This is a genomic window from Pseudomonas sp. 39004 (assembly GCF_028682155.1).
In the GTDB taxonomy this organism is placed as follows: Bacteria; Pseudomonadota; Gammaproteobacteria; order Pseudomonadales; family Pseudomonadaceae; genus Aquipseudomonas; species Aquipseudomonas capeferrum.
The window spans coordinates 1-21,560 of sequence record NZ_JANIAG010000065.1 but is presented as its reverse complement, the minus strand read 5'-3'; the positions used below and the strand labels follow the sequence as shown (position 1 = coordinate 21,560).

The following is a 21,560-nucleotide window of genomic DNA, read 5'->3' as shown; positions in this document are numbered from 1 at the left end:
GAAGGTGAGCCAGTGGGGCTGCGCCGCAGCCCCGTTTCGCCAAGCGATTACTTGTAACTGATCGGCACCGTCACGCTTTGCCCCAGCGTCGATTTCACGGTCGCCGTCGCTGGCGTTGCCGGGCCGTAGCCGGTGGTGGTGACTGACACCCGCCAACGGGCACCGGTGGTGGCTGCGGTCAGCGTGGCCGCGCCCAGGTTCAGCGGGCCGTTGGTGGTTGCCACCGACACGTTGATGCTGTTACCCGTGGCGATCGAGGTAGTCCCTATCAGCTCCCAGGTGTAACGGTTGCCGCTGCGCAATTGCACCGAGGCACTGCTGACCTGGATAACGTCGACGGGTGCTGCGGGGCTCACTGCAACGCTGACCGTGGCCGGGACCACCGACTCGGCACCTTTGGTATCACGTGCCGAGTAGGTGAAGCTGGCGGTGAAGGGCGTGGCGACAGTGGCCGGTGGGGTGTAAGTCACCGTGGTGCCATTGGTACTGGTGGTACCCTGGCCAGAGTCCGGCTGGCTCAAGCCAATGATGGTCAAGGGCAGGTTGCGCTCGGGGTCGGTGTCGTTTGCCAGCACACTAAGCGTAATCGCCTTACCTGCGGTGGTGGCTGCACTGTCGCTGACGGCTACTGGCGGTTTGTTGACATCGTCATCATCGTCATGGGCAGCCGTGCGGAAGGTCGGCAGGCCAACGGAGGCGACGTATTCTACGCCGTCCCAACCCGGCAACGGGGTTGGCATCACCTGGAATTGGCCAGGGTGTTCCAGGTCCCAACGCAGCAGCATGGACGAATCCTCATGCTGGGTGTTGTGGCAGTGCTCCATGTAGGTCCCGGCGAACTCACGGAAGCGGATTGCCACATCCAGTTCTTCCGAAGAGTCGGTTTCCGAGCCGATGCGGTAGACGTCCTTGCGTGCCCATTTCTCCCATTCTGGCGGTGCCTTGCCGTCGCGGCTGAGCACGATGCCTTCCTCGAAGTGCACATGCACCGGGTGGCTCCAGCCATTACCGCCATTCTTGATCTTCCACACTTCGAGGGTGCCGTCGCCGCTGAAGCCAGCTGGCGTGGCTTCGTTGGCCAGTTGTGGGGAGGCGCTGATGCGCCGTGGGTCCATGCTGTAGCCGAAGCCGCCGTCTGTCTTGATGGTCCAAGGTGCAGTATCGGTACCGTCGGAGCGGCCAAAGAGGAACTCGCGGTGGCGGGCGTCCTTGAGCTTGGCCAGGTCGGCTGCGGAATTACGGTCGAGGGTCAACGGGATCATTTTCAGGCCTGCAGCCTTGCCCGGCTTGGCCGGTTCATAGGCGACCGGGTCCATGCTCAGGTCCTGGCCACTGTAGGGCTGTACCAGCAACTGCAGGAACTTGCCCACCACCGGGTCGCCTTTGTCCCATTGCGGGCCCTTGCTGGTCTGCTTGATAACGGCCTTGTATTTCTCCGACAGCACGTCCGCCAGCGCAATGGCCATGTTCGGGCCCTTGCCGGACTGGTGCTCCATCAGGTTGATGAAGTACAGCTTGTCGCCGGCCTTGATGCCGTTTTTGGCGAAGTTGATGATGATGTCGTAACGCTCGGCGATACCTTGCACCGGCAGGATGCCGTTGTTGTCCTTGAGGTCGCCATCACCGTTGAGGTCCAGGGTGCCGTCGAACGGCACGGCGTGTTCCATGATGTTGCCGTCGTTGGCGATCATGTGGAACGGCACGCGGGCATACGACAGGTTGGAACCGGTCGGCCCCTTGAATTCGCCGCTGGTGCCAGCGATTTCACGCACCACAGCGAACTTGAAGTAGCGCGAAACCGAGCCGTTGAGCAGGCGGAAACGGTAGCTGCGCGCCCGCACTTTCAGCTTTGGCTGGTACTGCCAGTTGACCAGGATCTGGTCGCCGAGAAAGCCGTCGGTGTTGAACGGGTTGAACCACAACTGGCCGTTGGCATCCCAGGCCTTGTCGGCGATCACCAGGTTGACGTCGTAGTCGCGGTTGCCCCACGGCATGCCGGCCCCACTGGGCAAGCGCAGGTTGACGCCGTCCTGCAGGGCCTCGTTGCCGCGGTCCAGGGCGCTGTAGTAGTTCATCATCGCGGCGTTGCCTTTGTAGACGTTCTGCGCCGTGAAATCCATCATGTGGTCGTGGAACCAGTGGCTACTCATGGTTTCGCGCCAGTCGCCACGAATCTTGATGCTGCCGTTTTCGCAGGTCTTCAGGCCAGGCGACGCATCATTCACAAACAAGGTTTCGCCAGGTGAGCAAGGGAACGCTGCACGCGGGTCCTGGGCACGGGTATTGATCGTGTCGTAGCCAGCCAACTGGACCGGCCAACGGTAGTCGTAGTACTGGCCGGGGAAAAAGTAGGCATTGGCAAAGCCATCGCTCTCGGCCGGTGAGTGGCCGTTATGCTCGTGGGTCGAGAGGGTGTGCAGGCCAAAGCCACCGTTGGCCGAAGGGTCGATCGGCAGGGCGTTGTAGTGGCGCATCAGGATTGACTGGCCATACCGCACCATCAGCAGCTTGGGCGGGAAGGTGCCATCGAACGACCACAGCGATTTGTGGTTCTGCAGGGGCATGCTTGGGTGAAAACGGGTGTCGATGCCTTTGGTGGTGCCCAGCGTGGTAGGGATGTCCGAAGTCTGGTAGTACAGCCCGCCCGGCGCGAACTCGCCGACCGCATAGTTGTGCAGTTGCTTGCGGTCACGCAGCCCAAGGTTGATGCGTGCACCGGCCTGGGCGGTTTTGAATGCAGCCTGGGGGTAGAACTCGTTCCAGCGCTGATGGGACCAGCCTTTTCCTGGTGGCCGGCCTTCAGCCGGCGAGCCGACCGGTTGGCGGTTGAGGAACATTTCGATCTGCGCCTTCCAGGGGTTGCGGTCGAGCACGTTGGCGTATTGGGTCGGGAAAGGGTACAGGCCAGGTTGTTTTAGAAACGCCTCCAGCGCCGTGCCGCTGGGGCCGCTGCGGGCGACGATGTTGGGGTCTTGCGCAGGCGCGGCGCCGAGGGTCGGCACCGGGAACGTCAGGCTAGGTACCGGGATGCTTGGGTCGAGCTTCTCGGGGCCGAACTCTTCGAACAGCAGCAGTTGCTGGGTGAACGGCTGCGCACCGAACAGCGGGCTCGGTTTACCGTTGGTGGGGTATTTTTCGGAGGTTTGCAGGGCGGGCGGCAGCACGTTGTCCTTGCGCACGGTGGTGCGGTCGCCGTAGGCACCGTCGGTAAGTTCCAGTGAGCCTTCGTTGGCTTCCGGCAGGGTATACAAATTGAGTAACGCCGGGTTCGGGTCGGCCGGCTGATTGGAGTAAGCCGACGGGTCGGTCGGCGGGGGCTGGCTGACGTCATCGAGGGAGGAGGCCATGGCCGGGATCAGCCCAAGGCCGAGCATCAGCACGGTGACGGAAGACAGCCTGAAGGCGTGCCTGGTTGGGTGGATCACGGCAGGTGTTTTCATTGCCCTGTGCCTCGCTCGCGGCTAAATGGCTTGGAGCCATCAATGGCGTTTTGCCTGGTTTAGGGGCCTGAGCAACGGCTGTGCCAATAGACGTTTCGGTAATGCTTTGTTAAACAAATCCTTGCGGCGCCTGAGTCGCGCTAAATAATGGGGTGTCAAAAAATGGGTATAAGTCCCCACAAGCGGGGTACTCATGCCCACTGTTTGGGTAGTGACAGCACCTTCGTACCTGCTGTATACCTGTGCGCCACCAAGGGGAGCCCCGGCAACGGGCTGAGAAACCGCTGAATGCTTTAGCGCGGTGACCCTTCGAACCTGATCCGGATCATGCCGGCGAAGGGATGGGACTTGCGACCTGCCTTTTTGCCGGCCTCACTGCGAGGCCAGTCCATGCCAGCTGCAACGGTCTCGCTGTCACCCCCTGCAGAGGACAGCATCATGACCGAACGCTTCACGCAAACCCTGCGCCGCCAAAGCGAGCCGACCTGGTCGGCGGCCGTCGGGCACCGTTTCGTTACCCAATTGTGCGACGGCAGCCTGCCGGACCCGATCATGGTCCGCTACCTGGTGCAGGATCATCGTTTTCTCGACAGCTTCCTGACCCTGCTCGGCGCAGCCATCGCGACCGCCGACACCTTCGAGGCGCGCCTGCGCTTCGGCCAGTTCGCCGGGATGATTTCGAGTGATGAAAACACCTATTTCCTGCGTGCCTTCGAGGCGCTGGACGTAAGCCCGGCACAGCGCGTAGAAGCCGAGGACACTGCCCCAACTGCAGGTTTCAAGGCCATCATGCGCGAAGCAGCGGCCACCCGTTCGTATGCCGCCGCGCTGGCTGTGCTGAACGTTGCAGAAGGCTTGTACCTGGACTGGGCAATCAAAGCCCCCAAGCCCTTGCCCGAGCACTTCGTGCATGCCGAATGGATCACCCTGCACGACAACCCGGCGTTCCAGGCCTTCGTCGCCTTCCTGCAAGCCGAACTGGACCGCGTGGGGCCGCAGGAGGCTGAGCTGAGCACCGACTTCTACCTGCGTACCGTGGCCCTGGAACTGGCCTTCTTCGATGCCGTGTATGAGGGGGAGGCGTGAGCATGGATATTTTCGATCGCCTCAAAGCCGCCCGCGCCGGCCAGTGGAATCGCTATGTCGATCACGATTTCGTGCGGCAGATGGGCGAAGGCACGCTGAGCGAGTCTGCGTTTCGGACTTACCTGGTGCAGGACTACCTGTTCCTGATCCAGTTCGCCCGCGCCTGGGCGCTGGCCGCCTACAAAAGCCGCTTGCCGGCTGACATTCGTGCCGCCCAGGCAGGCCTGGCGGCGATTCTCGACGAAACCGAACTGCACCTGCGCCTGTGCGCTCGCTGGGGGCTGACCGAGGCCGATATCCAGGCTGCGCCGGAGCATCAGGCCACGGTGGCCTATACCCGCTACGTGCTCGATTGCGGCGCCGCTGGCGATCTGCTTGAGCTGCACGTGGCGTTGGCCCCCTGTGTGATCGGCTATGCCGAAATCGGGCGCACGTTGGCGCAGCGTATTGGCGACCTGAGCCAGCACCCTTATCGTGAATGGATTGGTGAGTACGCCGGGGAGGGCTATCAGGCCGTGGCGGCCAATGCGCGCAAGCACCTGGATGAACTGGCGGCGCGCAGTATGACCGAGCAACGGTTCGTCGAGCTGGCAGGCATCTTCGGCCAGGCGTCGAGCCTTGAAGCCGACTTCTGGCAGATGGGGCTCGATGGCGCTGCCTAGCAGACTGCCCCCGTAAGCTGCGTATCCTGTGGGAGCGGGCTTGGCCCGCGAATGGGGAACACGGTGCATGGCACCGGCTTCGCCGGTGTTCGCGGGGCAAGCCCGCTCCCACAGCCCCCCACTACCGCAATTGAATCAATGGCCCCCCTTCATACGACGGGCCACCAGGTAAATCCCCAAACCGACCAATGCCGTAGCCGCACCGATGTAACCCGTACTGGTCCAGCCCAGCCCCGCAGTGATGGCCATGCCACCCAACCACGGCCCAAGCGCGTTGGCCAGGTTGAACGCCGCATGATTCGAAGCCGCCGCCAGGCTTGGCGCTTCATGGGCAATATCCATCAGGCGAATCTGCAACGGCGCGGCCAGGGCAATCATGGTGCCGACCAGGGCGACGCCCAGCAGCAGCGTCCAAAGCGATTGTGCCGCAAAGGTGAAAAACAGCAGCACAGCAATCGACCAGACCAACACCAGGCCCACGGCGCGGAACTGCAGGCGATCGAACAGCTTGCCACCGGCGATGTTGCCAATGATGCCACCCGCGCCAAAGGCGGCCAGGCCAAAGGGGATCCACTGCGGCGACACCTGGGTCACGTGCAGCATGGTCGGTGCCAGGTAGCTGAACACACAGAACATGCCGGCAAACCCGATCGAGGCAATGGCCAGTGCCATCCACACCTGGGGCAGGGCGAACGCCTGCAGTTCCTTGCGGGGGTCGCTGCGCACTTCATCGTGCGGTTGCGGCACGAAGCGCCAGACCAGGGCGATGGTGCACAGGGCAATCAGCCCGACCAACACAAACGCAGAGCGCCAGCCAAAGTACTGCCCCAGGAAGGTCGCAACCGGGTTGCCCAGCAGCATGGCCAACGTCAGGCCCATCATCACCCGCGCGACGGCGCCCGCCCGCTGGTTGTTTGCCACCATGCTCGATGCCACCACCGCCGCAATGCCGAAGTACGCGCCATGGGGCAGGCCGCTGATGAAGCGGAAGGCTACCAGGCCGCCGAAGGAGGGGGCAAATGCCGTGGCCAGGTTGCCCAAGGCATACAGCGCCATCAACAGCAGCAGCATGTGCTTGCGCAGCAGCTTGGCGCCGAGGATCGCCAGCGTCGGGGCACCGACCATCACGCCCAGCGCATAGGCACTGATGGCATGGCCCACTTCAGGCTCGCTCAGTTGCAGGTTGCTGGCGATGTCCGGCATCAACCCCATGATGGCGAATTCGCCGGTGCCGATGGCAAAGCTGCCCAGGGCCATGGCGGCTTCCATCTTGGCGACAGTGCGTTTCGGGAGGGCTAGCGGTGGTGGTTCTTGGACAGACATTTGAATCCTTATTGAAACATGCTGAAACGTTCAAGGTGGGATCATAGTCAATCAGGGAGAGGCACGTCGAGGCTGCGACGTGCATGTCTTGGGAGGTTCAGCGCCTATGAGATCGAGCGCCGCCCGCGCGGCGCATCGCGACGCAAGGCCGCTCCTACATTTGTTTCGGGCCAATGAGGCCTGTGGCATTAGCGCGCGACCGCCTTGTTTGTACGATACGATATTGAGACAGGCACCAAGGGGCCGCGCGCCAATGCTTCAGGCATAACTGGCCCGAAACAGATGTAGGAGCGGCCTTGCGTCGCGATGCGCCGCGCGGGCGGCGCTCGATCTCATAGGCGCCGAACCTCCCAAGGCATGCACGGCGGCGCTCGATCTCATAGGCGCTGAACCTCCCAAGGCATGCACGGCGGCGCTCGATTTCATAGGCGCTGAACCTCCCAAGCCCTACACCAAGGCCTACTTGAACCCCGTAACCGCATGCGGCACATAAGGCGCTTCCAGCCGCATGACCTCTTCATCACTCAACTCAAGCCCCAACGCCGCAATGGCATCGTCAAGGTGCCCAGGCTTCGACGCACCAACAATCGGTGCAGACACGCCGCGGTGCCCGAGCACCCAGGCCAACGCCACCTGCGCCATGGGTACGCCACGTTCAGCGGCAATCAGTTCGACCACATCAATCACTCGGCCATCCTCGGCTTCGGTCCGCTCATAGAACGACTTGCCGGAAACATCGCTCAGCGTGCGCGCCGTCTCCTGCCCCTTGGGCCGGGTCAGCCGCCCGCGTGCCAGCGGGCTCCAGGGCATCAGCCCGACGCCTTGGTCCTGGCACAAGGGGATCATTTCCCGCTCTTCTTCCCGATACACCAGGTTGAGGTAGTTCTGCATCGAGACGAACCGGCTCCAGCCATTGGCCGCGGCAACGTGCTGGGCTTTGGCGAACTGCCAGGCATACATCGACGAGGCACCTATGTAGCGGGCCTTGCCGGCCTTGACCACATCGTGCAGCGCTTCCATAGTTTCTTCGATGGGGGTGTGATAGTCCCAGCGATGCACCTGATACAGGTCGACGTAATCCACCCCCAGGCGGCTCAGGCTCGCGTCGATACTGCTGAAGATGGCTTTGCGCGAAAGGCCCTGCTCGTTGGGCTTGCTGGCGCCTTCCCACATGTTCGCGGGGTAGAAGACCTTGGTCGCGATCACCGTGTCTTCACGGCGCGTAAACGCCTTGAGCAGTTGGCCCAGGATGACCTCCGAGGTGCCGGCCGAATAGCTGTTGGCCGTGTCGAAGAAGTTGATGCCCTGTTCCACCGCGTGGCGGATGATCGGGCGGCTCTGGTCCACATTCAGGGTCCAGGGATGGGTACCGGCATCGGGGTCACCGAATGTCATGCACCCCAGGCACAGCCGGGAGACATCCAGGCCGGTGTTTCCGAGTTTGACATACTGCATCTGCGTGCCCTCTCTGGCGGCATTGCCCGGCGCAGGTTGCCGAGCGATGGCACAAGGTTAACGGCGATGCGGCACTGCGCAAATTCCCGGAATGTGCAGGCGATGTTTGCAAAAATTCACAAGCGAAGCAGGGGCTTCACCTGCTCGATCAAAAAGTCGGTCACGGCTTTGATGCGGGGTGTGTTGCGCACGTCTTCATGAACCGCCAGCCAGATTTCGATGCTCATCGAACTGTTGTCGTTGGCTGGCTTGAGCCCGTATTCCTCAGCCATGAAGGCGGGCAGGCAGGCAATGCCCACGCCGCCGGCTGCTGCCTGGGCCTGGATGCGCAAGTCGTTGCTTTGCAGGGCGAAAGGGCGGCCTGTGGCGTGCTTGAGCAGCCACAGTTGCTGTGGGGATTTGGCCTGGGAGTCGTCGTAGCCGATATACACCTGCGGTTCGCGCTGGCGCAGGTAGGCCGCCGAGGCGTACAGCGTGTATTCCAGATGGCCGAGCAAGCTGGCCACCAAGGTGGGTTCGGTGGGCCTGGCCAAGGCAATGGCCACGTCTGCTTCGCGACGCGCCAACGAGGCGCGTGACTTGCTGCCGACCAGCTTCAGCTGCAAGTGGGGGTAGCGTTGATACAGGGCCCCCAGCCTGCGCGCCACCATGCTGCCCAGCAGCGCAGGTGGGGCAGCAATCACCACTTCGCCTTCAACGGTGTGTTGGTCGGCACTGGCAAAGTGCTCCAGTGCAAACGAAGAGGCCAGCATCTGCTCGGCGAACTCGCCGACCCGCAAGCCTTGTTCGGTGAGGGCGTAGGCCCGTGGCCGGCGGTCCACCAGTTTGAGCTGCAAGGACGCTTCGAGCGAGCTGATGCGCCGGGCCACGGTGGCGTGGTCAACGCCCAGGCGCTTGGCGGCGGCCGAGAGCGAGCCGGCGCTGATGAAAGCAGAAAAGTGACGCAGGTCTTCCCAATCGAACATGACAGGCCTCGGCTGTGAGGCCTGATGATACGTGGATTCAGGCAGTACCCGTCAGCCGGGTTGTACCGCCATATGCTCAGCCCGTGCCTGCAGGCGCGCCACGCCGGGCACGCACAGCAAGGCCAGCAGGGCTACGCCCGCCGCCACATAACCGAGCGACGATACACCGAACGCTGGGATGACCAACCCACCCAGCAACGCGCCCAGGCCGATCCCGGCATTGGCGGCAGATACGTTGGTAGTGCCGGCCAACGCCTGGGAATGCGACACCGCGTTCATCACCCGGACCTGGCAGATGGGGTACAGCGCCGTGTTGGCGATGCCCCACAGTGCCAGCGCCGCCCAGAGCGTAACCGGTGCAGAAGCCAGCGGGCTGAATGCCGCCATGCCCACCCCTAGCAAAGCCAGGAACAGCGCAGTGGCCTTGATCGGCGATTGCCTGACCGCGCGGCCACCCAGCCAGTTGCCCAGCAAACCGATGGCACCGAAGCCCATCAGCCACCAGCCGACATCCGCTGTTGCCACACCTGCGGTGCGCTCAAGCATGTCGGCGAGGTAGGTGTAGGCAATGAACATGGCGGTGAACACCAGGACCGAGAGGGCCACGTTGGCCAGGAAGATCGGTTCACGGAAAATTCGCGCCTGCTGGCTGAAGTCGACTTTAGGCTGGCGGGCAACCGCTGGCATCCAGGCCAGCACAGCAAAGGCCATCAGCGCTGATGCGGCGGCCAATACCCAGAAGGCGCCGCGCCAGCCGATGGCATTGGCCGCCAAGGTGCCCAGCGGAATACCGAGCAGCAGGGCCGCTGAAATGCCCAGGTACACGCGCGCGACGGCCTGCCCCTGGCGATCGGGGCTGACCATCCTGGCCGCCGTCTCGCTGGCCGTCCCCCAGAAAACCGGCAGTGCCAGGGCGGGCAAGAATCGCGCTACTGCTAGCACCCAGATGTTCGGCGCAATGGCAGCAAGCGCATTGGCCGCAGCGAACAAGGCCAGGATGGCTGCGAACAGCTTGCGCCTGTCCAGGTGGGCAAGTGCTGCTGTCAACGGCGGGCCGGCGAGCATGACGGTGAAGGCGAACAGCGTGATCAGCTGCCCGGCACTGGAAATCGACACATCAAGGTCGCGCGCCAGCCCCGGCAGCAGGCCAACCATCAAAAACTCGGTGGTTACGATCAGAAAGGCCGAGGTGGCGAGGATCAAAGTCCCCAAGGTGGCGCGTCGATCGGTCGCCAAGCCCAGGAGAGGGCGTTCAACAGCAGTCATGCAGGCAGTTCCTGAAATCAAGGTGCTGCCATTGTATTGATTCAAAAAAAGCTTATCGCTGGCAAAAATTCACTGGCTTGGCGAATATTATTCACTAATCACCGGGCTGCAGAACGTGGCCGTCCATGCGCAGTGATTGCAGCAATACGTCCAGTAACGCCCTGACGCGCGGCAGGGCCTCGCGCTTCCTGAGCCATACCACGTTCATCGCCAAGCCCTCTGTTGCCAGGTGCGGCAATACTTCAACCAACTCGCCACAGGCCAGTTGCTGGTTGACCAGCCAGGTAGGCACCTGGGTGATGCCCAAGCCTTGCAGCACGGCTTGTACCACTCCTTCGCCATCGCCAATGGCAAGCCGCGCCGGCATGAAGCGCCGTTCCATTTCGCCAGGCTGGGTACCGGTCATGTGCCAAGGGCTGCCCAAACCGTCGGCTTGCCCGTAAACCACACAGTCATGGGCGTGCAGGTCACGCTCATCGACGGGCGTGCCACGTGCTCGCAAGTAGGCCGGTGATGCGCAAAAGATGACCCGCTGAGCGCCGATGAACTGGTGGCCCAGCTCGTCCGGCCAAACGTCCGGGCCGCCGATACGCACCACGATATCGATGCCCTGTTCGGTCGGGTTGACGAAGCTGTCGGTAAAGGACACGTGTGGCTGCAGCTGATGATGGCGCTTGACGTAGTCGAGGATGACCGGCAATACGTGCAGCCGCCCGTAGGCTGCAGGCAGGTCGATACGCACTCTGCCTCGCGGCTCGAAGTAGTCCTCGTGCAGCGACAGCTCCGATTCTTCGAGGTCGGCCAGTACCCGCGAACAGGTCTTGTAGAAGGTCTGCCCCGCATCAGTCAGGGCAAGCCGGCGTGTCGTGCGGTCGAACAGGCGCAGCCCCAGGCGCGCTTCCAGCCGCGCGATACCTTTACTGACCGCCGAACTTGTCAGGTTCAGGCGCTGCGCTGCCGCCGCAAAACTGCCGAGGTCTGCAACGCAAACAAATACATCGATGCCTTTCAGGCGCTCTGATGAGTGCACATCAACCCTTATGTCATGAATAGCCGTCTTGCCACTCTAATTGAACCGAAGCGACAGTGCTTGGGTCGCAGTGTGTAACTCTGGCAAAAAGGATGTTGACGATGAAAGCGATGACACGACTGTTCACGGGTTTGGCACTGGTGGGTGCACTGGGGACTAATGCTGCCTGGGCGGATCAGCCAGGCGCCGACTGGAAGGTCAACAAAGACCAGGCCGAAGCTGCGTTGAAGAGTGCCGGCTACACCCAGATCACCAAGATCGAGGCCGATGATGGCCATTGGGAGGGCGAGGGCATCAAGGCGGATGGCAAGCAGTACGAATTCCACGTCGATCCGCACACTGGCGCCATTACCAAGGATGAGTTGGACAAGTGACCGGGTGTTGAACGAATGCGACCCGCGCCTGTGCGCGGGTTTTTAATGCCAGCCCGGCAGGCTATTGTGCTTGGTCCGTAGCTTTCCGAATGTCGATCAAGCTTTCCAGGTTCGACAATATCGACAAGGCGTCATAGGGCTTGCGCACCACGGGAACGTGCTTCAAGTGCGCGGGAATGCTGACACTGTCGCCGTAACCCGTGGCAAACAGGAATGGGATGTGCTGGCGCGAGAGCGCTTCGGCGACGGCAATGGAGGTTCCCGTGCCCAGGTTGATGTCCAGCACGGCGACATCAGGCCTGTGGCTGGCCAGCAGTTTCATCGCCTCGGCTTCCGAGCTTGCGGTGATCACATCCTCGACCAGCGCATCGGCCAGAATCTGTTCAAGGCCCACGGCAATCACCAATTGGTCTTCAAGAATCAGCACGCACGCATTGACCAGGGCCGTGTAGCTTACCGGCGGCGCAGCCGGCGCGACCTGCGGCGCTGGGGTGTCGGCTGTTTCAAGCTGAGTCAGGTGTTTGCCAGGAATCTTGAAATACCCATGCAGGCCTTCTGGCCTGAACTCGAGCGTGCTGCTACCGCCCAGGTCGAAGGGGATGCTGCGTTCAATCAGTACCGAGCCAAAACCGCTTCGGCTCGGCGGGCGCACCGTCGGCCCACCGCTTTCGCACCAGGCGATGTCGCAAGCGCCACCCGAATCGATCGTCCAGCTGACCACCAGCTTGCCGCCTGCCCGAGACAACGCGCCATACTTCGCGGCGTTGGTTGCCAGCTCGTGAAGCACCAGCGCCATTACCGAGTAGGCGCGGGCATCGAGCAGCAGGTTCGGACCGTTAAGGGTGATGGCATCGGTCGCAGTGCGGTACGGCGATAGTTCCGCTTCCAGCAGCGTTGCGAAACGGCCGCCGCCATCCCCCCTCACCACCTGATCGTGCGCCAGCGACAACGCCTGGATGCGGCCCTTCAGCGTGGCCACATAGCTGTTGAGGGTCTGTTTTTCAGTGGTGGGGTGGGCCACCAGTGCACCGATCAGTGAAAGAATGTTCTTCACCCGGTGGTTGAGCTCTTCGTTGAGCATCCGCTGGCGCACTTCGGCCTTGGAGCGCTCATCGGCCATCAGCTCACTGTTGTGCAAGGCAACCTCGACGATCGCAGCGCGGATGGCCTCGCCGAACTGGCGGTCCTGTTCGGACCAGGGCTGCGAGTGTTGATGTACGGTCTGCTTCCACACAGCAAAGCTTTTGCGTGGGGTCAGGCGCTCACCCAGCGGGCCGCTTTCGTAGGTCTTGTTGGGGTCGCCGGCCCAATCCAGGGTTTCGATCACCTCCTTGCGAAACAGCATGAGGTAGTCCCTCGGTTGCTGCGACATCGGAATCACCAGTACGCCCGAAACGTCGACGGCATAATCCTGGGCGGCAGGGTGCGCCATCGACAGGCAGTTCGACGCCCATGTACGCCCCTCGGAGACTCCCTCGGCAAAGCGCAGCAGGTTCGGTACCGCCGCCTTGGGCGGTGTCAGCGCGTCTGCCGACCAGCGCCCTTGCAGCGACATGGCGATGCCGTCGCAAGGGATGAGCGCCTTGAAGTCTGTCATGCGGGCACGCAGCAGTTCTTCGATATCCGCGGTGCGGTGGGCATCGCGCAGCAGGTTGTCCAACACCCGGCGGGCGTATGCGGCGGCTTCCAGGGTTTGCTTGGCCCGTAGGGTCTGGATATGCAGCGAGAAGAACTCGCCGAACATCTCCGCCGCGACCCGCTGGCCCATGGTCAGCGTGCGGGGTGCGTAATGGTGGCAGGCAATCAGCCCCCAGAGCGCGCCGTCGACGATGATCGAAATGGACATGGACGCGCCCACGCCCATGTTGCTCAGGTACTCGCAGTGAATGGGCGAGACGCTGCGCAGATGCGCGTAGGACAGGTCCAGTGGCTCGCCGGAGAGGTCCAGTACCGGCTCGATCGGCACGGTTCTGAACTGGGCATCGGCAATGATCCGCACCGGGTTGCGCAGGTACAGGGCGCGTGCCTGCTGAGGAATGTCCGAGGCCGGGAAGTACTGCCCCAGAAAGCTTTCGAGGCCGCTGCGCTTGGCCTCGGCAATGACCTTGCCGGCGCCGTCGACGCCAAGTTGGTAGATCATCACCCGGTCATAACCCAGTAGTGCGCGAACACGCCGGGCAGTATCGGGGAACAGCTTGTCGGAGCGGTCGATCTCACGCAATTGGGCAATGACGGTACGCACCAGTTCGATTGGCTCGGCAATGCCCGCACCGCGGGGCTCGAACTCCAGGATGGCAGTGCCTTTGAAAATATGCGCGGCCACATCGAACGCCAGCCCGGACGGCAGATTCACGGCAAAGCTCAGCGCCGGTCGGGACGCCTCTCTGACGCGTGCCAGCGCGTTGCGCAGCGCATGGGCAGCCTCGCTGCCGATGATGGTTTCGAGCCGTTGCCCGTTGATTTCACCCGCCACGCCCAGCATGCCGGCGGTATTGGCGGAGTGCCGCAGCACGACGCTTGCCGACGCGTTGCAGGCCAACAGGCAACCGTGCGGCTGGATGCTGCCGGGGCTCTGGATAGGTTCGCGATCGCAGTTGGTCAAGTTGACGGGAGGTTGCAAAGTCATGGGCGGCCCCTGCCGGTTTACCAGAGGCCGGCTGCCTGCATGACCGCCGAACATTTTCAGGCAAACGAAGTGTTTACAGTCAAATTCAGCATGGGAGTCTAGCTTGCAGGGCACGCTTCGTCATCAAGGGCAAGAGATGGCAAGCACAGGGGTTTAGCGTGCCGCCATGGGCAGGAGCGGGTAGACCCGCTCCTGCACTGGTCAGCTCCCTGCGTAACCCACCGACTTCGCCGCCATCCGATTACGTTTCACGAAGTAGGCAGCCACCACCACCAGTGAGGTCACCGTGGTGAACCAGAACTGGAAGCGCGACCCCGGGTCGAAGGCTTGGGTGACAATCACGGCCAACAGCGCGAACAGCGCAACGATATTGGCGTAAGGGAAGAACCACGCCCGGAACGCCGTGGGGTCGACCGCTTCATGCCGGGTTTTCCAGCGCATGGCAAAGTGGGCGATGATGATGAAGATCCACACGATCATCACGAACGTGCCGCTGCTTTTGGCCAGGGTCATGAACAGGTCGCCGCCGCTGACAAAGTGCACCGTCAGGATCAACAGGCAGATGCTCAGGCTCAGCAGCAGGGCGTTGAGCGGCACCCCTTTGGAGGTGGTGCGGGAGAACAGCTTCGGCGCATGGCCACGCTGGCTCAACGAGAACAGCATGCGCGAGTTGGAGAACATGAACGAGTTCATCACCGACATGAACGAGATGAACAACACAATCTTCATGGCCACCGCCGCGCCACTGAACCCGGCCAGGCTGAACAATGACACATACGGCGAAGCCAGGTTTTCAGTGTCTGTCCAGGGCAGGCACAGAATCAGAATCGACACCGAACCGACATAGAACAGCATCACCCGCAAAATCACGCTCTTGATTGCCCTGATGACGTTCTGCCGGGGGTTTTCCGATTCGCCGGCCGCAACGGCTGCAATTTCACTGCCGCCCAGCGAGAAGATCACCACCACCACACCCGCCATCACCGGCGACAGGCCATTGGGCATGAAGCCATCGTGCGCCGTCAGGTTGACCCAGCCAGGGGAGGGGATGTTGCTGTGCAGGCCGAGCAGTATCGAGACACCCAGCACCATGAAGATGAGAATGGTGGCGACCTTCATCGCGGCCAGCCAGTACTCCACTTCAGCGAACGATTTGACCGAGTAGGCGTTGCTGGCCATCAACGTCACCAGCATGATGAAAGCGCCCGCCCAGATCGGTAGCCACGGCAGAAAGTCGTTGAGGATGGCGCCTAGCAGTACCGCCTCCAGGGTGATGGTCAGCATCGATTTGAGCCAGTACAGCCAGCCGACGGCAAAACCCGCCCATTCGCCGAGGTAGGTATTGGCATAGGTCGAGAACGAGCCGGCGTCCGGGTTGCGACAGGCCATCTCGCCGAGCATGAACATCACCAAGGTGACCACGATGCCGCCGATGAAATATGACAGGATCGCGGCCGGCCCCGCCGAGGCAATCAACTTGCCCGACCCCATGAACAGCCCCGCGCCGATCACCCCGCCTAGCGCAATCATGGTGATGTGCCGTTGTTTCAGGCTTTGCTTCAGACTGTTGGATTGCATTTCCTTGTCCTCTCTTATTATCGGGGAGGAATTGGCAACGTTCGTGCAGCGCAAGGCTTGCCACCGCAAAAATAGTCACCCCCCACACACAGGCGTCGTCGTGCGCCTGCGTCCACGCCCTGCAGCCTTTTATTCAGGCAATAGCTGTCAGGCTGGCCACCTTGGGCAATGCGGCCGTCTATCTCAAGCGAATTCTGCGCACAACATCCTGCGTTTTTTTCCTGAGGGCGTGCTTTCTGCTGTGCAATGTTGTCCCTTCAAGGGGACATGTCTGTTTCTCACACCGCTTACAGTCCGCTGCATATCCGAAATGGCTCAGGCCAAAAAAAGCATAACAATCCGGAGATGCAGTGCGATGCACACACCACTCGCAGAGCCTCGTCGCTCTATCTATTTCGATTACCAGGTTTTCCCTGCCCACACCGCCAGCGTGAATGCCCAGGTGCAGCATCACCCTGTGGTGATCGTCGGCGCTGGGCCCATTGGCCTGACCACGGCCCTGGACCTGGCCCGCTACGGCATCCCCTCGATCGTGCTGGAAGCCGAACGGCAGGTCAGCGAAGGCAGCCGGGCGATCGTGTTCACCCGTCGATCACTGGAGATTCTGCAGCAGGTCGGCATCTCCGAGCGTGTCACCTCAGCGGGCCTGCCCTGGCGCTTTGGCAATTCCTACTACCGCAATCAGCGGGTATTTCGCATGGAGGCGCCGCACGACCCCGATGACCGTTTTGCGCCCATGACCAACTTGCAACAGCCTTGCCTGGAGCAGTTTCTGGTCGATGCCTGCCACGCCAACCCGATGATCGAGCTGCGCTGGGGCAACCAGGTCAAGGCGCTGGCCCAGGCAGACGACCGCGCGACGCTGGAGGTGGATACCCCCGCGGGTGAGTACACCCTGCAAGCCAGCTGGGTGGTTGCCGCAGATGGGGCGCGTTCGGCCATTCGCACGCTGCTTGGGCTGCAACTGGAAGGTGCTTCATACGAAGGCCGTTTCGTAATCGCCGACATCAAGATCGACCTAGACCTGCCCACTGAGCGTCTGGCGTACTTCGACCCGCACTGGAACCCGGGCAATACCGTGCTCATGCACCGCGAACCAGGCAGTATCTGGCGCATCGACTATCAACTGGCACGGGGTGAAACGCCCGAACAGGCCTTGTCGGCTGACTCCCTGCGCGAGCGTATCAATGCCCAGTTGGGCATCGTCGGGGTAGCGAACCCGCAGTGGGAGCTGGACTGGTGCTCGGTGTACTCGGCGCGCGCACTGACACTGCCCGACTACCTGCATGATCGCGTGATATTCACCGGCGATGCCGCGCATTTGCTGCCCATTTTCGGCGTGCGCGGTGCCAACACCGGCTTCCAGGACTGTCACGGCCTGGGCTGGAAGCTGGCGCTGACCGTCAAGGGCGTTGCCGGCCCGGGGCTGCTCGCCTCGTATAGCACGGAGCGGGTAGGGGCCGCGCGCGAGATCATTGCCGAAGCGGGGAAGAGCACCCGTTTCATGACGCCGCCCAGTGCGGGTTATCGCCTGTTGCGCGATGCCGTACTGTCGTTGTCACTGACCCAGGCGTTCGTCCGCCCGCTGTACCACTGGCGCACTTCGCGGCCACATGACTATGTGGACTCTGCACTCAACTGCAAGCATGACGACAATTCACGCTTCAGCTGCGGGCCGCACCAGGGCGCGCCGCTGCTTAACGTGCGGCTCGGCGATGACCAGTTCCTGTTCGACAGGCTGGGGGCGTCGTTCTGCCTGCTGTATTTCACCGATGCCGTTGAAGTGCCAAGCGATATTCAAGCGCAGGCGCAAAGCCTGCGCGACCAAGGCGTGCCGTTGCAGTTGCTGGCTGTCGTGGGTAATCGGCAAGGCGAGGTCCGGGGCGCCGACGGAGTGGTCGACGACCCTGGCGGCCACCTGCGCAACAAATATGGTGCGTCGGCGGGCGGTGCTTACCTGATGCGCCCGGACCAGCACGTCTGCGCCCGGTGGCATCACCTCAATGGGCAGGCTTTGCGTGATGCCGTCGAAACCGCTTTGGGCAATGAGTGAGAACCCTATGGAACACAAGCAACTGACCATCAGCGACATTGAGACCCTCTACGACCAGCTAGCGGATGCCCTTGACCACATCGAAGAGGGCAAACGCGAGCTGTTTCTGGTGAAACTGGCGCTGCTCAGCGCCCAGGCGCTTGGCGACGCAGAGCAGTTTCTGGCGCTGACGCGCACGGCGTCGCTGGACCTGTAATCAGCCCCTGGCTTTCGTGCATTTGCCGCCGGTTTGTCTGTTCGAGCCGGCGAGCCTTCCTATAACAATAATCAGGAAGTTCCCCATGACGCGCAGTCCTATCGCCAGCGCGACCACCCCGACGGTGGCCGGTGTTGACGACCGCTATCAGCACGTGTGTAAAAAGATCTCGAAAAGGCTGATCGGCTTTTTGTTTGCCTGCTTCGTATTGTCGTTTCTGGACCGCATCAATATCGGTTTCGCCGGCCTGACCATGATGGGCGACCTGGGCCTCACGGGCACTCAGTTTGGCCTGGCCAGTACCTTCTTCTATGTCGCTTACATCGCCTGTGGCATACCCAGCAACATGGCCCTGGCGCGCATCGGGGCCCGTCGCTGGATCGGCAGCCTGATGATTGCCTGGGGGCTGGCGTCTACCTGCACGCTGTTTGCGACCGATGCCACCTCGCTTTACCTGCTGCGGATTCTGGTGGGTGTGACCGAAGCGGGGTTCTTGCCTGGCGTGTTGCTGTACCTGACCTTCTGGTTTCCTTCGGCTTACCGGGCCCGCGCCAATGCGCTGTTCATGATCGCCATGCCATTTACCGCCGGGTTCAGCGCTGCACTGTCGGGGCTGATTCTGGGCCTGGATGGCGTCTGGGGGCTGAAGGGCTGGCAATGGTTGTTCCTGCTCGAAGGCTTGCCCTCGGTGCTGATGGGGTGCGTGGTGTTCGGTTATCTGGATGACCGCCCGCAACAGGCGAAGTGGTTGGATGGCGAAGAACAGGCGCTGCTGCAGCGCGCACTGCAAGCGGACCGCGCTGCCCGTACGGCAACTGCCACACAGCCTGCCCGCAGCGTGTGGCGCGAACTGGCCTCGCCGCGCATCCTGCTGTTCTGCCTGGTCTACTTTTGCCTGGTCAACACCCTGGCAATGATTGCGGTATGGACGCCGTTGATCGTCAAAAGCTTCAACAGCGCCAGCAGTAACCAGGCGATCGGCTTTCTGGCGGCCATCCCGCAGATCTGCACCATTATTCTGATGATCGTCTGGGGCCTGCATTCGGACCGCACCCGCGAGCGCCGGTGGCACTTGGTGCTGCCCATGCTGATGGCTGCGGCTGGCTGGGTGCTCACTGCGCTGTCGAGCTATCCGGCGGTGCAATTGCTGGGGGTGTGTATGGCGGCCAGCGGCTCTTACAGCGCCATGTCGATTTTCTGGACAACGCCCGACCAGGTGCTGAGTTTCAGTGCTCGTGCGGTGGGTATCGCGGTGATCAACGCCATGGGCAATATCGGCTCGGCAGTCAACCCGCTGGTGGTCGGCTGGCTGAAGGACCTGACGTCCAGTTTCAGCGCAGGTTTCGCCTATGCTGCCCTGCTGCTGATCCTCGGCGCACTGCTGGCCCTGCGCCTGCCCATTGCGCCGCCAGAGCCCGGGCATTGAAGGGTGATAGAGTGTCGGGTAGCCGTAGTAGGCAATAACCACAAAACCTGCGCCCGACACGTCGAGAGAAACCGCCATGCAGTACTGGCCCTTGCGCCCCGGCAGTAGTGAACACCGCTTCAATATCGCTCACACCGCCAATCTGTTCGCCAGGGTGGGCCAGAACCGCAGCAAGTTCCTCGCAGCGGATTTGCTGCAGGTGATCGGCTCGGGCGTGCCGTTGGCCCAATGCACGATCTTCGCTTATCCGCAGCGGCGCAACGCCGAGGTGTTCTCGTTTGCGGACCGGGCGCGCGAAGTCTCGCTGCCGGCGATCTCCCACAAATATGTGCAACGCTTCTTCGGCCTGGATGGCAACCAGCAGGTGATGAGCCAAAGCAACTGCGTCGCCAACACCATCGTGCAACGCCAGTCAGCTGACGACATCACGCACCCCGAGTACCGGCGCATCTGCTATGAGCAGCCACAGATTGCCGAGCGGGTAGCCTTGCTGACCCTCTGTGAAAGCAACCGCTGGTTGTCGGTGAACTTCTACCGCGGCCGCGAGCACGGGCGCTTCTCGGCGCAGGAGATGGAGCACCTGGAGGCCCTGGCGCCGTTGCTGATCCAGGCCGTGCGCCTGCATTACCACGCGCACCTGCAAGCCAACGAGCTGCCCTTGCTGTTGGCCGAGCGGGTGATCAAGCAGCAGCACTTGGCGCTGACCTTGCGTGAACAAACGCTGCTGCGCCTGATGCTGAGCGGCCTTGCAGTGGAAGACATTGCCGAGCATCTAGGGGTTCGCCCCGTCAGCGCCGCGACTTATGTGAAACGGCTATACCGCAAACTGGGTGTCAACGGTTTGCGTGAGCTGTTTGGCTTGACCACGCAGGCCCAGTGGGCGCTATCCTGAATGCCTGAACCCTTGGGGCATCTATCATGCGCAGGTTGATGGTGTTGCTCGCGATCACGGCGATTGCGGGTTGTCAGGCGCCAATACCGGCTGCCGATCCGCAGATGGCCTGGGTCGACTTCTCGGTGCCGTTTCCCAACGACAGGTTGTTGATGGCCGAACGCCTGGACCAGCAACGCCTGCGCGACGGCCGGTTTTTTCAGGTCAGCCCCGGCAGCCATGAGCTGATCGTCCGGTTCGACTACGAAGCAAGCGGGGGTTCAGGCATGAGCATGATGGGGGGCTCCACCGTGCGCGAGTGCTACCTGACGCTCAACTACCCGCATTTCAAAGCCGGCCAGCGCTATGTGCTGGAGGCGCGTTCCATGGCTTTGACGCCTGAGGCGCGGCTGTACGATGCCAAGGGGGCGATCGTTGCCGAGGTCAGCGCGTATTATTGCCTTATGTGAGTGATGTTCAAACAATGAATCGTCCGCTGTTCGTTTCTCTGGATGGGCCCAAGGGCACTGGCAAGACCACACTGCTTGAGGCCATTACAAAAGTACTGAGGGCAGGCAACAACAAGGTGGTCCGGCTTTGCGAGCGCAATAACGACCCCAACAGGGGGGCAACAATGGCGCTGGTCAACCAGCTGGTCAGAAACCCCAGCCGGGCGCTGGAAATGGCGGTTTGCGAGCGCCTGGCCGATAGCCGTAGCTGGATTTCACAGCATGTGCTGCCCAGACAGCCGCCGGGCAGCATCATCCTGATCGACCGCTGGTACCCGTCGGATGCCGCGTTTCGCCGGATAGTCCCGTTTGCAGACATTCTGCGCTTGAATATCGAGCGCAATGTACGCGTGCCAGACCTGCATGTCGGGGTAGTCACCGACCCTGAAATCTCATGGGCCAGGGCAGCGGCGCGGTCGCGTGGGCTGGGCAGTACCGTGATGTTCAACCTGCAAGAGCAGGTTGCCAGTACCCAGGCGTTCGAGCGAGCGGTTGCGGAGCAGGGGTGGGTGTTGTGCCGCAATGAGGGCACGGTCGAAGAGGCGACGATGCAGGTGGTTGCCGAGATTCATAAGGTGTTGCGAGGCCAATAAGGGACCGCACATAAAGAAAACCCGCCAACACAGGCAAGGGAGCTTCTACCGCAATGATTGATCACTTGGATCATCTGGTGCTGACCACCATCGATGTCGACGCTTGC

At 62.1% G+C, this 21,560-nt stretch carries 17 protein-coding genes and 1 riboswitch; of the genes, 9 read left to right on the top strand and 8 right to left on the bottom strand.

The annotated features are described in order from the left end of the window. Nucleotides 1-47 precede the first annotated feature (47 nt). A complete protein-coding gene (locus tag NP534_RS13450) occupies nt 48-3,440 on the bottom strand; it encodes an Ig-like domain-containing protein (protein ID WP_274099019.1) in 3,393 nt (1,130 codons plus the stop codon). 243 nt (nt 3,441-3,683) lie between these two features. Further along, nucleotides 3,684-3,799: riboswitch (TPP riboswitch) on the top strand. Nucleotides 3,800-3,878: 79 nt separating this feature from the next. Here NP534_RS13450 and NP534_RS13445 point away from each other — a divergent pair. Beyond that, entirely contained in the window at nt 3,879-4,526 is a 648-nt protein-coding gene (locus NP534_RS13445; protein WP_274099018.1) for a TenA family protein, read from the top strand. 2 nt (nt 4,527-4,528) lie between these two features. Further along, nucleotides 4,529-5,188 (top strand): thiaminase II, encoded by a 660-nt coding sequence (gene tenA, locus NP534_RS13440; RefSeq protein ID WP_274099017.1) that lies wholly within the window; start codon nt 4,529-4,531, stop codon nt 5,186-5,188. Nucleotides 5,189-5,323: 135 nt separating this feature from the next. Here the strand turns inward: tenA and NP534_RS13435 are convergent, their stop codons facing one another. The 5 genes from NP534_RS13435 to NP534_RS13415 form a co-directional block, all read right to left on the bottom strand. Next, nucleotides 5,324-6,511, bottom strand: a complete 1,188-nt coding sequence (locus NP534_RS13435) for an MFS transporter (protein ID WP_274099016.1) — start codon at nt 6,509-6,511, stop codon at nt 5,324-5,326. 459 nt (nt 6,512-6,970) lie between these two features. Further along, entirely contained in the window at nt 6,971-7,966 is a 996-nt protein-coding gene (locus NP534_RS13430; protein ID WP_274099015.1) for an aldo/keto reductase, read from the bottom strand. Nucleotides 7,967-8,082: 116 nt separating this feature from the next. Continuing rightward, a complete protein-coding gene (locus NP534_RS13425; RefSeq protein ID WP_274099014.1) occupies nt 8,083-8,931 on the bottom strand; it encodes a LysR family transcriptional regulator in 849 nt (282 codons plus the stop codon). A 51-nt stretch (nt 8,932-8,982) separates the two neighbouring features. After that, complete coding sequence (locus NP534_RS13420) at nt 8,983-10,197, bottom strand: MFS transporter (protein WP_274099013.1); 1,215 nt, start codon at nt 10,195-10,197, stop codon at nt 8,983-8,985. Nucleotides 10,198-10,291: 94 nt separating this feature from the next. Further along, on the bottom strand, nt 10,292-11,227 hold the full coding sequence (locus NP534_RS13415; RefSeq protein WP_274099012.1) for a LysR family transcriptional regulator: 936 nt from the start codon (nt 11,225-11,227) through the stop codon (nt 10,292-10,294). Between the two features lie 101 nt (nt 11,228-11,328). Between NP534_RS13415 and NP534_RS13410 the strand changes: the two genes are divergently transcribed. Beyond that, nucleotides 11,329-11,601, top strand: coding sequence for a PepSY domain-containing protein (locus NP534_RS13410; RefSeq protein WP_274099011.1), 273 nt, complete (start codon nt 11,329-11,331; stop codon nt 11,599-11,601). A 61-nt stretch (nt 11,602-11,662) separates the two neighbouring features. Here NP534_RS13410 and NP534_RS13405 read toward each other — a convergent pair whose 3' ends face one another. After that, on the bottom strand, nt 11,663-14,227 hold the full coding sequence (locus NP534_RS13405) for an HWE histidine kinase domain-containing protein (protein ID WP_274099010.1): 2,565 nt from the start codon (nt 14,225-14,227) through the stop codon (nt 11,663-11,665). Between the two features lie 201 nt (nt 14,228-14,428). After that, nucleotides 14,429-15,805, bottom strand: a complete 1,377-nt coding sequence (locus tag NP534_RS13400; RefSeq protein WP_033697791.1) for an amino acid permease — start codon at nt 15,803-15,805, stop codon at nt 14,429-14,431. A gap of 355 nt (nt 15,806-16,160) precedes the next feature. Between NP534_RS13400 and NP534_RS13395 the strand changes: the two genes are divergently transcribed. From NP534_RS13395 to NP534_RS13370, 6 genes are all read left to right on the top strand, one after another. Continuing rightward, entirely contained in the window at nt 16,161-17,858 is a 1,698-nt protein-coding gene (locus tag NP534_RS13395) for an FAD-dependent monooxygenase (RefSeq protein ID WP_274099009.1), read from the top strand. A gap of 7 nt (nt 17,859-17,865) precedes the next feature. Continuing rightward, nucleotides 17,866-18,054, top strand: coding sequence for a DUF2783 domain-containing protein (locus tag NP534_RS13390; RefSeq protein WP_274099008.1), 189 nt, complete (start codon nt 17,866-17,868; stop codon nt 18,052-18,054). Between the two features lie 85 nt (nt 18,055-18,139). Then, a complete protein-coding gene (locus NP534_RS13385; RefSeq protein ID WP_274099007.1) occupies nt 18,140-19,480 on the top strand; it encodes an MFS transporter in 1,341 nt (446 codons plus the stop codon). A 76-nt stretch (nt 19,481-19,556) separates the two neighbouring features. Then, nucleotides 19,557-20,372: a helix-turn-helix transcriptional regulator gene (locus NP534_RS13380; RefSeq protein ID WP_274099006.1), complete on the top strand. Its 816-nt coding sequence runs from the start codon at nt 19,557-19,559 to the stop codon at nt 20,370-20,372. A 26-nt stretch (nt 20,373-20,398) separates the two neighbouring features. Next, on the top strand, nt 20,399-20,821 hold the full coding sequence (locus NP534_RS13375; RefSeq protein ID WP_274099005.1) for a PA0061/PA0062 family lipoprotein: 423 nt from the start codon (nt 20,399-20,401) through the stop codon (nt 20,819-20,821). A 14-nt stretch (nt 20,822-20,835) separates the two neighbouring features. After that, nucleotides 20,836-21,453: a dTMP kinase gene (locus NP534_RS13370; RefSeq protein WP_274099025.1), complete on the top strand. Its 618-nt coding sequence runs from the start codon at nt 20,836-20,838 to the stop codon at nt 21,451-21,453. The last annotated feature ends 107 nt before the right edge of the window (nt 21,454-21,560 follow it).

Bases quoted from the DNA above. Each gene is read 5' to 3' on its own strand.
- NP534_RS13390 (WP_274099008.1), top strand. From the start codon at position 17,866: ATGGAACACAAGCAACTGACCATCAGCGACATTGAGACCCTCTACGAC.
- NP534_RS13450 (WP_274099019.1), bottom strand. From the start codon at position 3,440: ATGAAAACACCTGCCGTGATCCACCCAACCAGGCACGCCTTCAGGCTG.
- NP534_RS13395 (WP_274099009.1), top strand. From the start codon at position 16,161: ATGCACACACCACTCGCAGAGCCTCGTCGCTCTATCTATTTCGATTAC.
- NP534_RS13445 (WP_274099018.1), top strand. From the start codon at position 3,879: ATGACCGAACGCTTCACGCAAACCCTGCGCCGCCAAAGCGAGCCGACC.
- NP534_RS13430 (WP_274099015.1), bottom strand. From the start codon at position 7,966: ATGCAGTATGTCAAACTCGGAAACACCGGCCTGGATGTCTCCCGGCTG.
- tenA (WP_274099017.1), top strand. From the start codon at position 4,529: ATGGATATTTTCGATCGCCTCAAAGCCGCCCGCGCCGGCCAGTGGAAT.
- NP534_RS13375 (WP_274099005.1), top strand. From the start codon at position 20,399: ATGCGCAGGTTGATGGTGTTGCTCGCGATCACGGCGATTGCGGGTTGT.
- NP534_RS13370 (WP_274099025.1), top strand. From the start codon at position 20,836: ATGAATCGTCCGCTGTTCGTTTCTCTGGATGGGCCCAAGGGCACTGGC.
- NP534_RS13405 (WP_274099010.1), bottom strand. From the start codon at position 14,227: ATGACTTTGCAACCTCCCGTCAACTTGACCAACTGCGATCGCGAACCT.
- NP534_RS13380 (WP_274099006.1), top strand. From the start codon at position 19,557: ATGCAGTACTGGCCCTTGCGCCCCGGCAGTAGTGAACACCGCTTCAAT.
- NP534_RS13425 (WP_274099014.1), bottom strand. From the start codon at position 8,931: ATGTTCGATTGGGAAGACCTGCGTCACTTTTCTGCTTTCATCAGCGCC.
- NP534_RS13435 (WP_274099016.1), bottom strand. From the start codon at position 6,511: ATGTCTGTCCAAGAACCACCACCGCTAGCCCTCCCGAAACGCACTGTC.
- NP534_RS13410 (WP_274099011.1), top strand. From the start codon at position 11,329: ATGAAAGCGATGACACGACTGTTCACGGGTTTGGCACTGGTGGGTGCA.
- NP534_RS13385 (WP_274099007.1), top strand. From the start codon at position 18,140: ATGACGCGCAGTCCTATCGCCAGCGCGACCACCCCGACGGTGGCCGGT.
- NP534_RS13400 (WP_033697791.1), bottom strand. From the start codon at position 15,805: ATGCAATCCAACAGTCTGAAGCAAAGCCTGAAACAACGGCACATCACC.
- NP534_RS13420 (WP_274099013.1), bottom strand. From the start codon at position 10,197: ATGACTGCTGTTGAACGCCCTCTCCTGGGCTTGGCGACCGATCGACGC.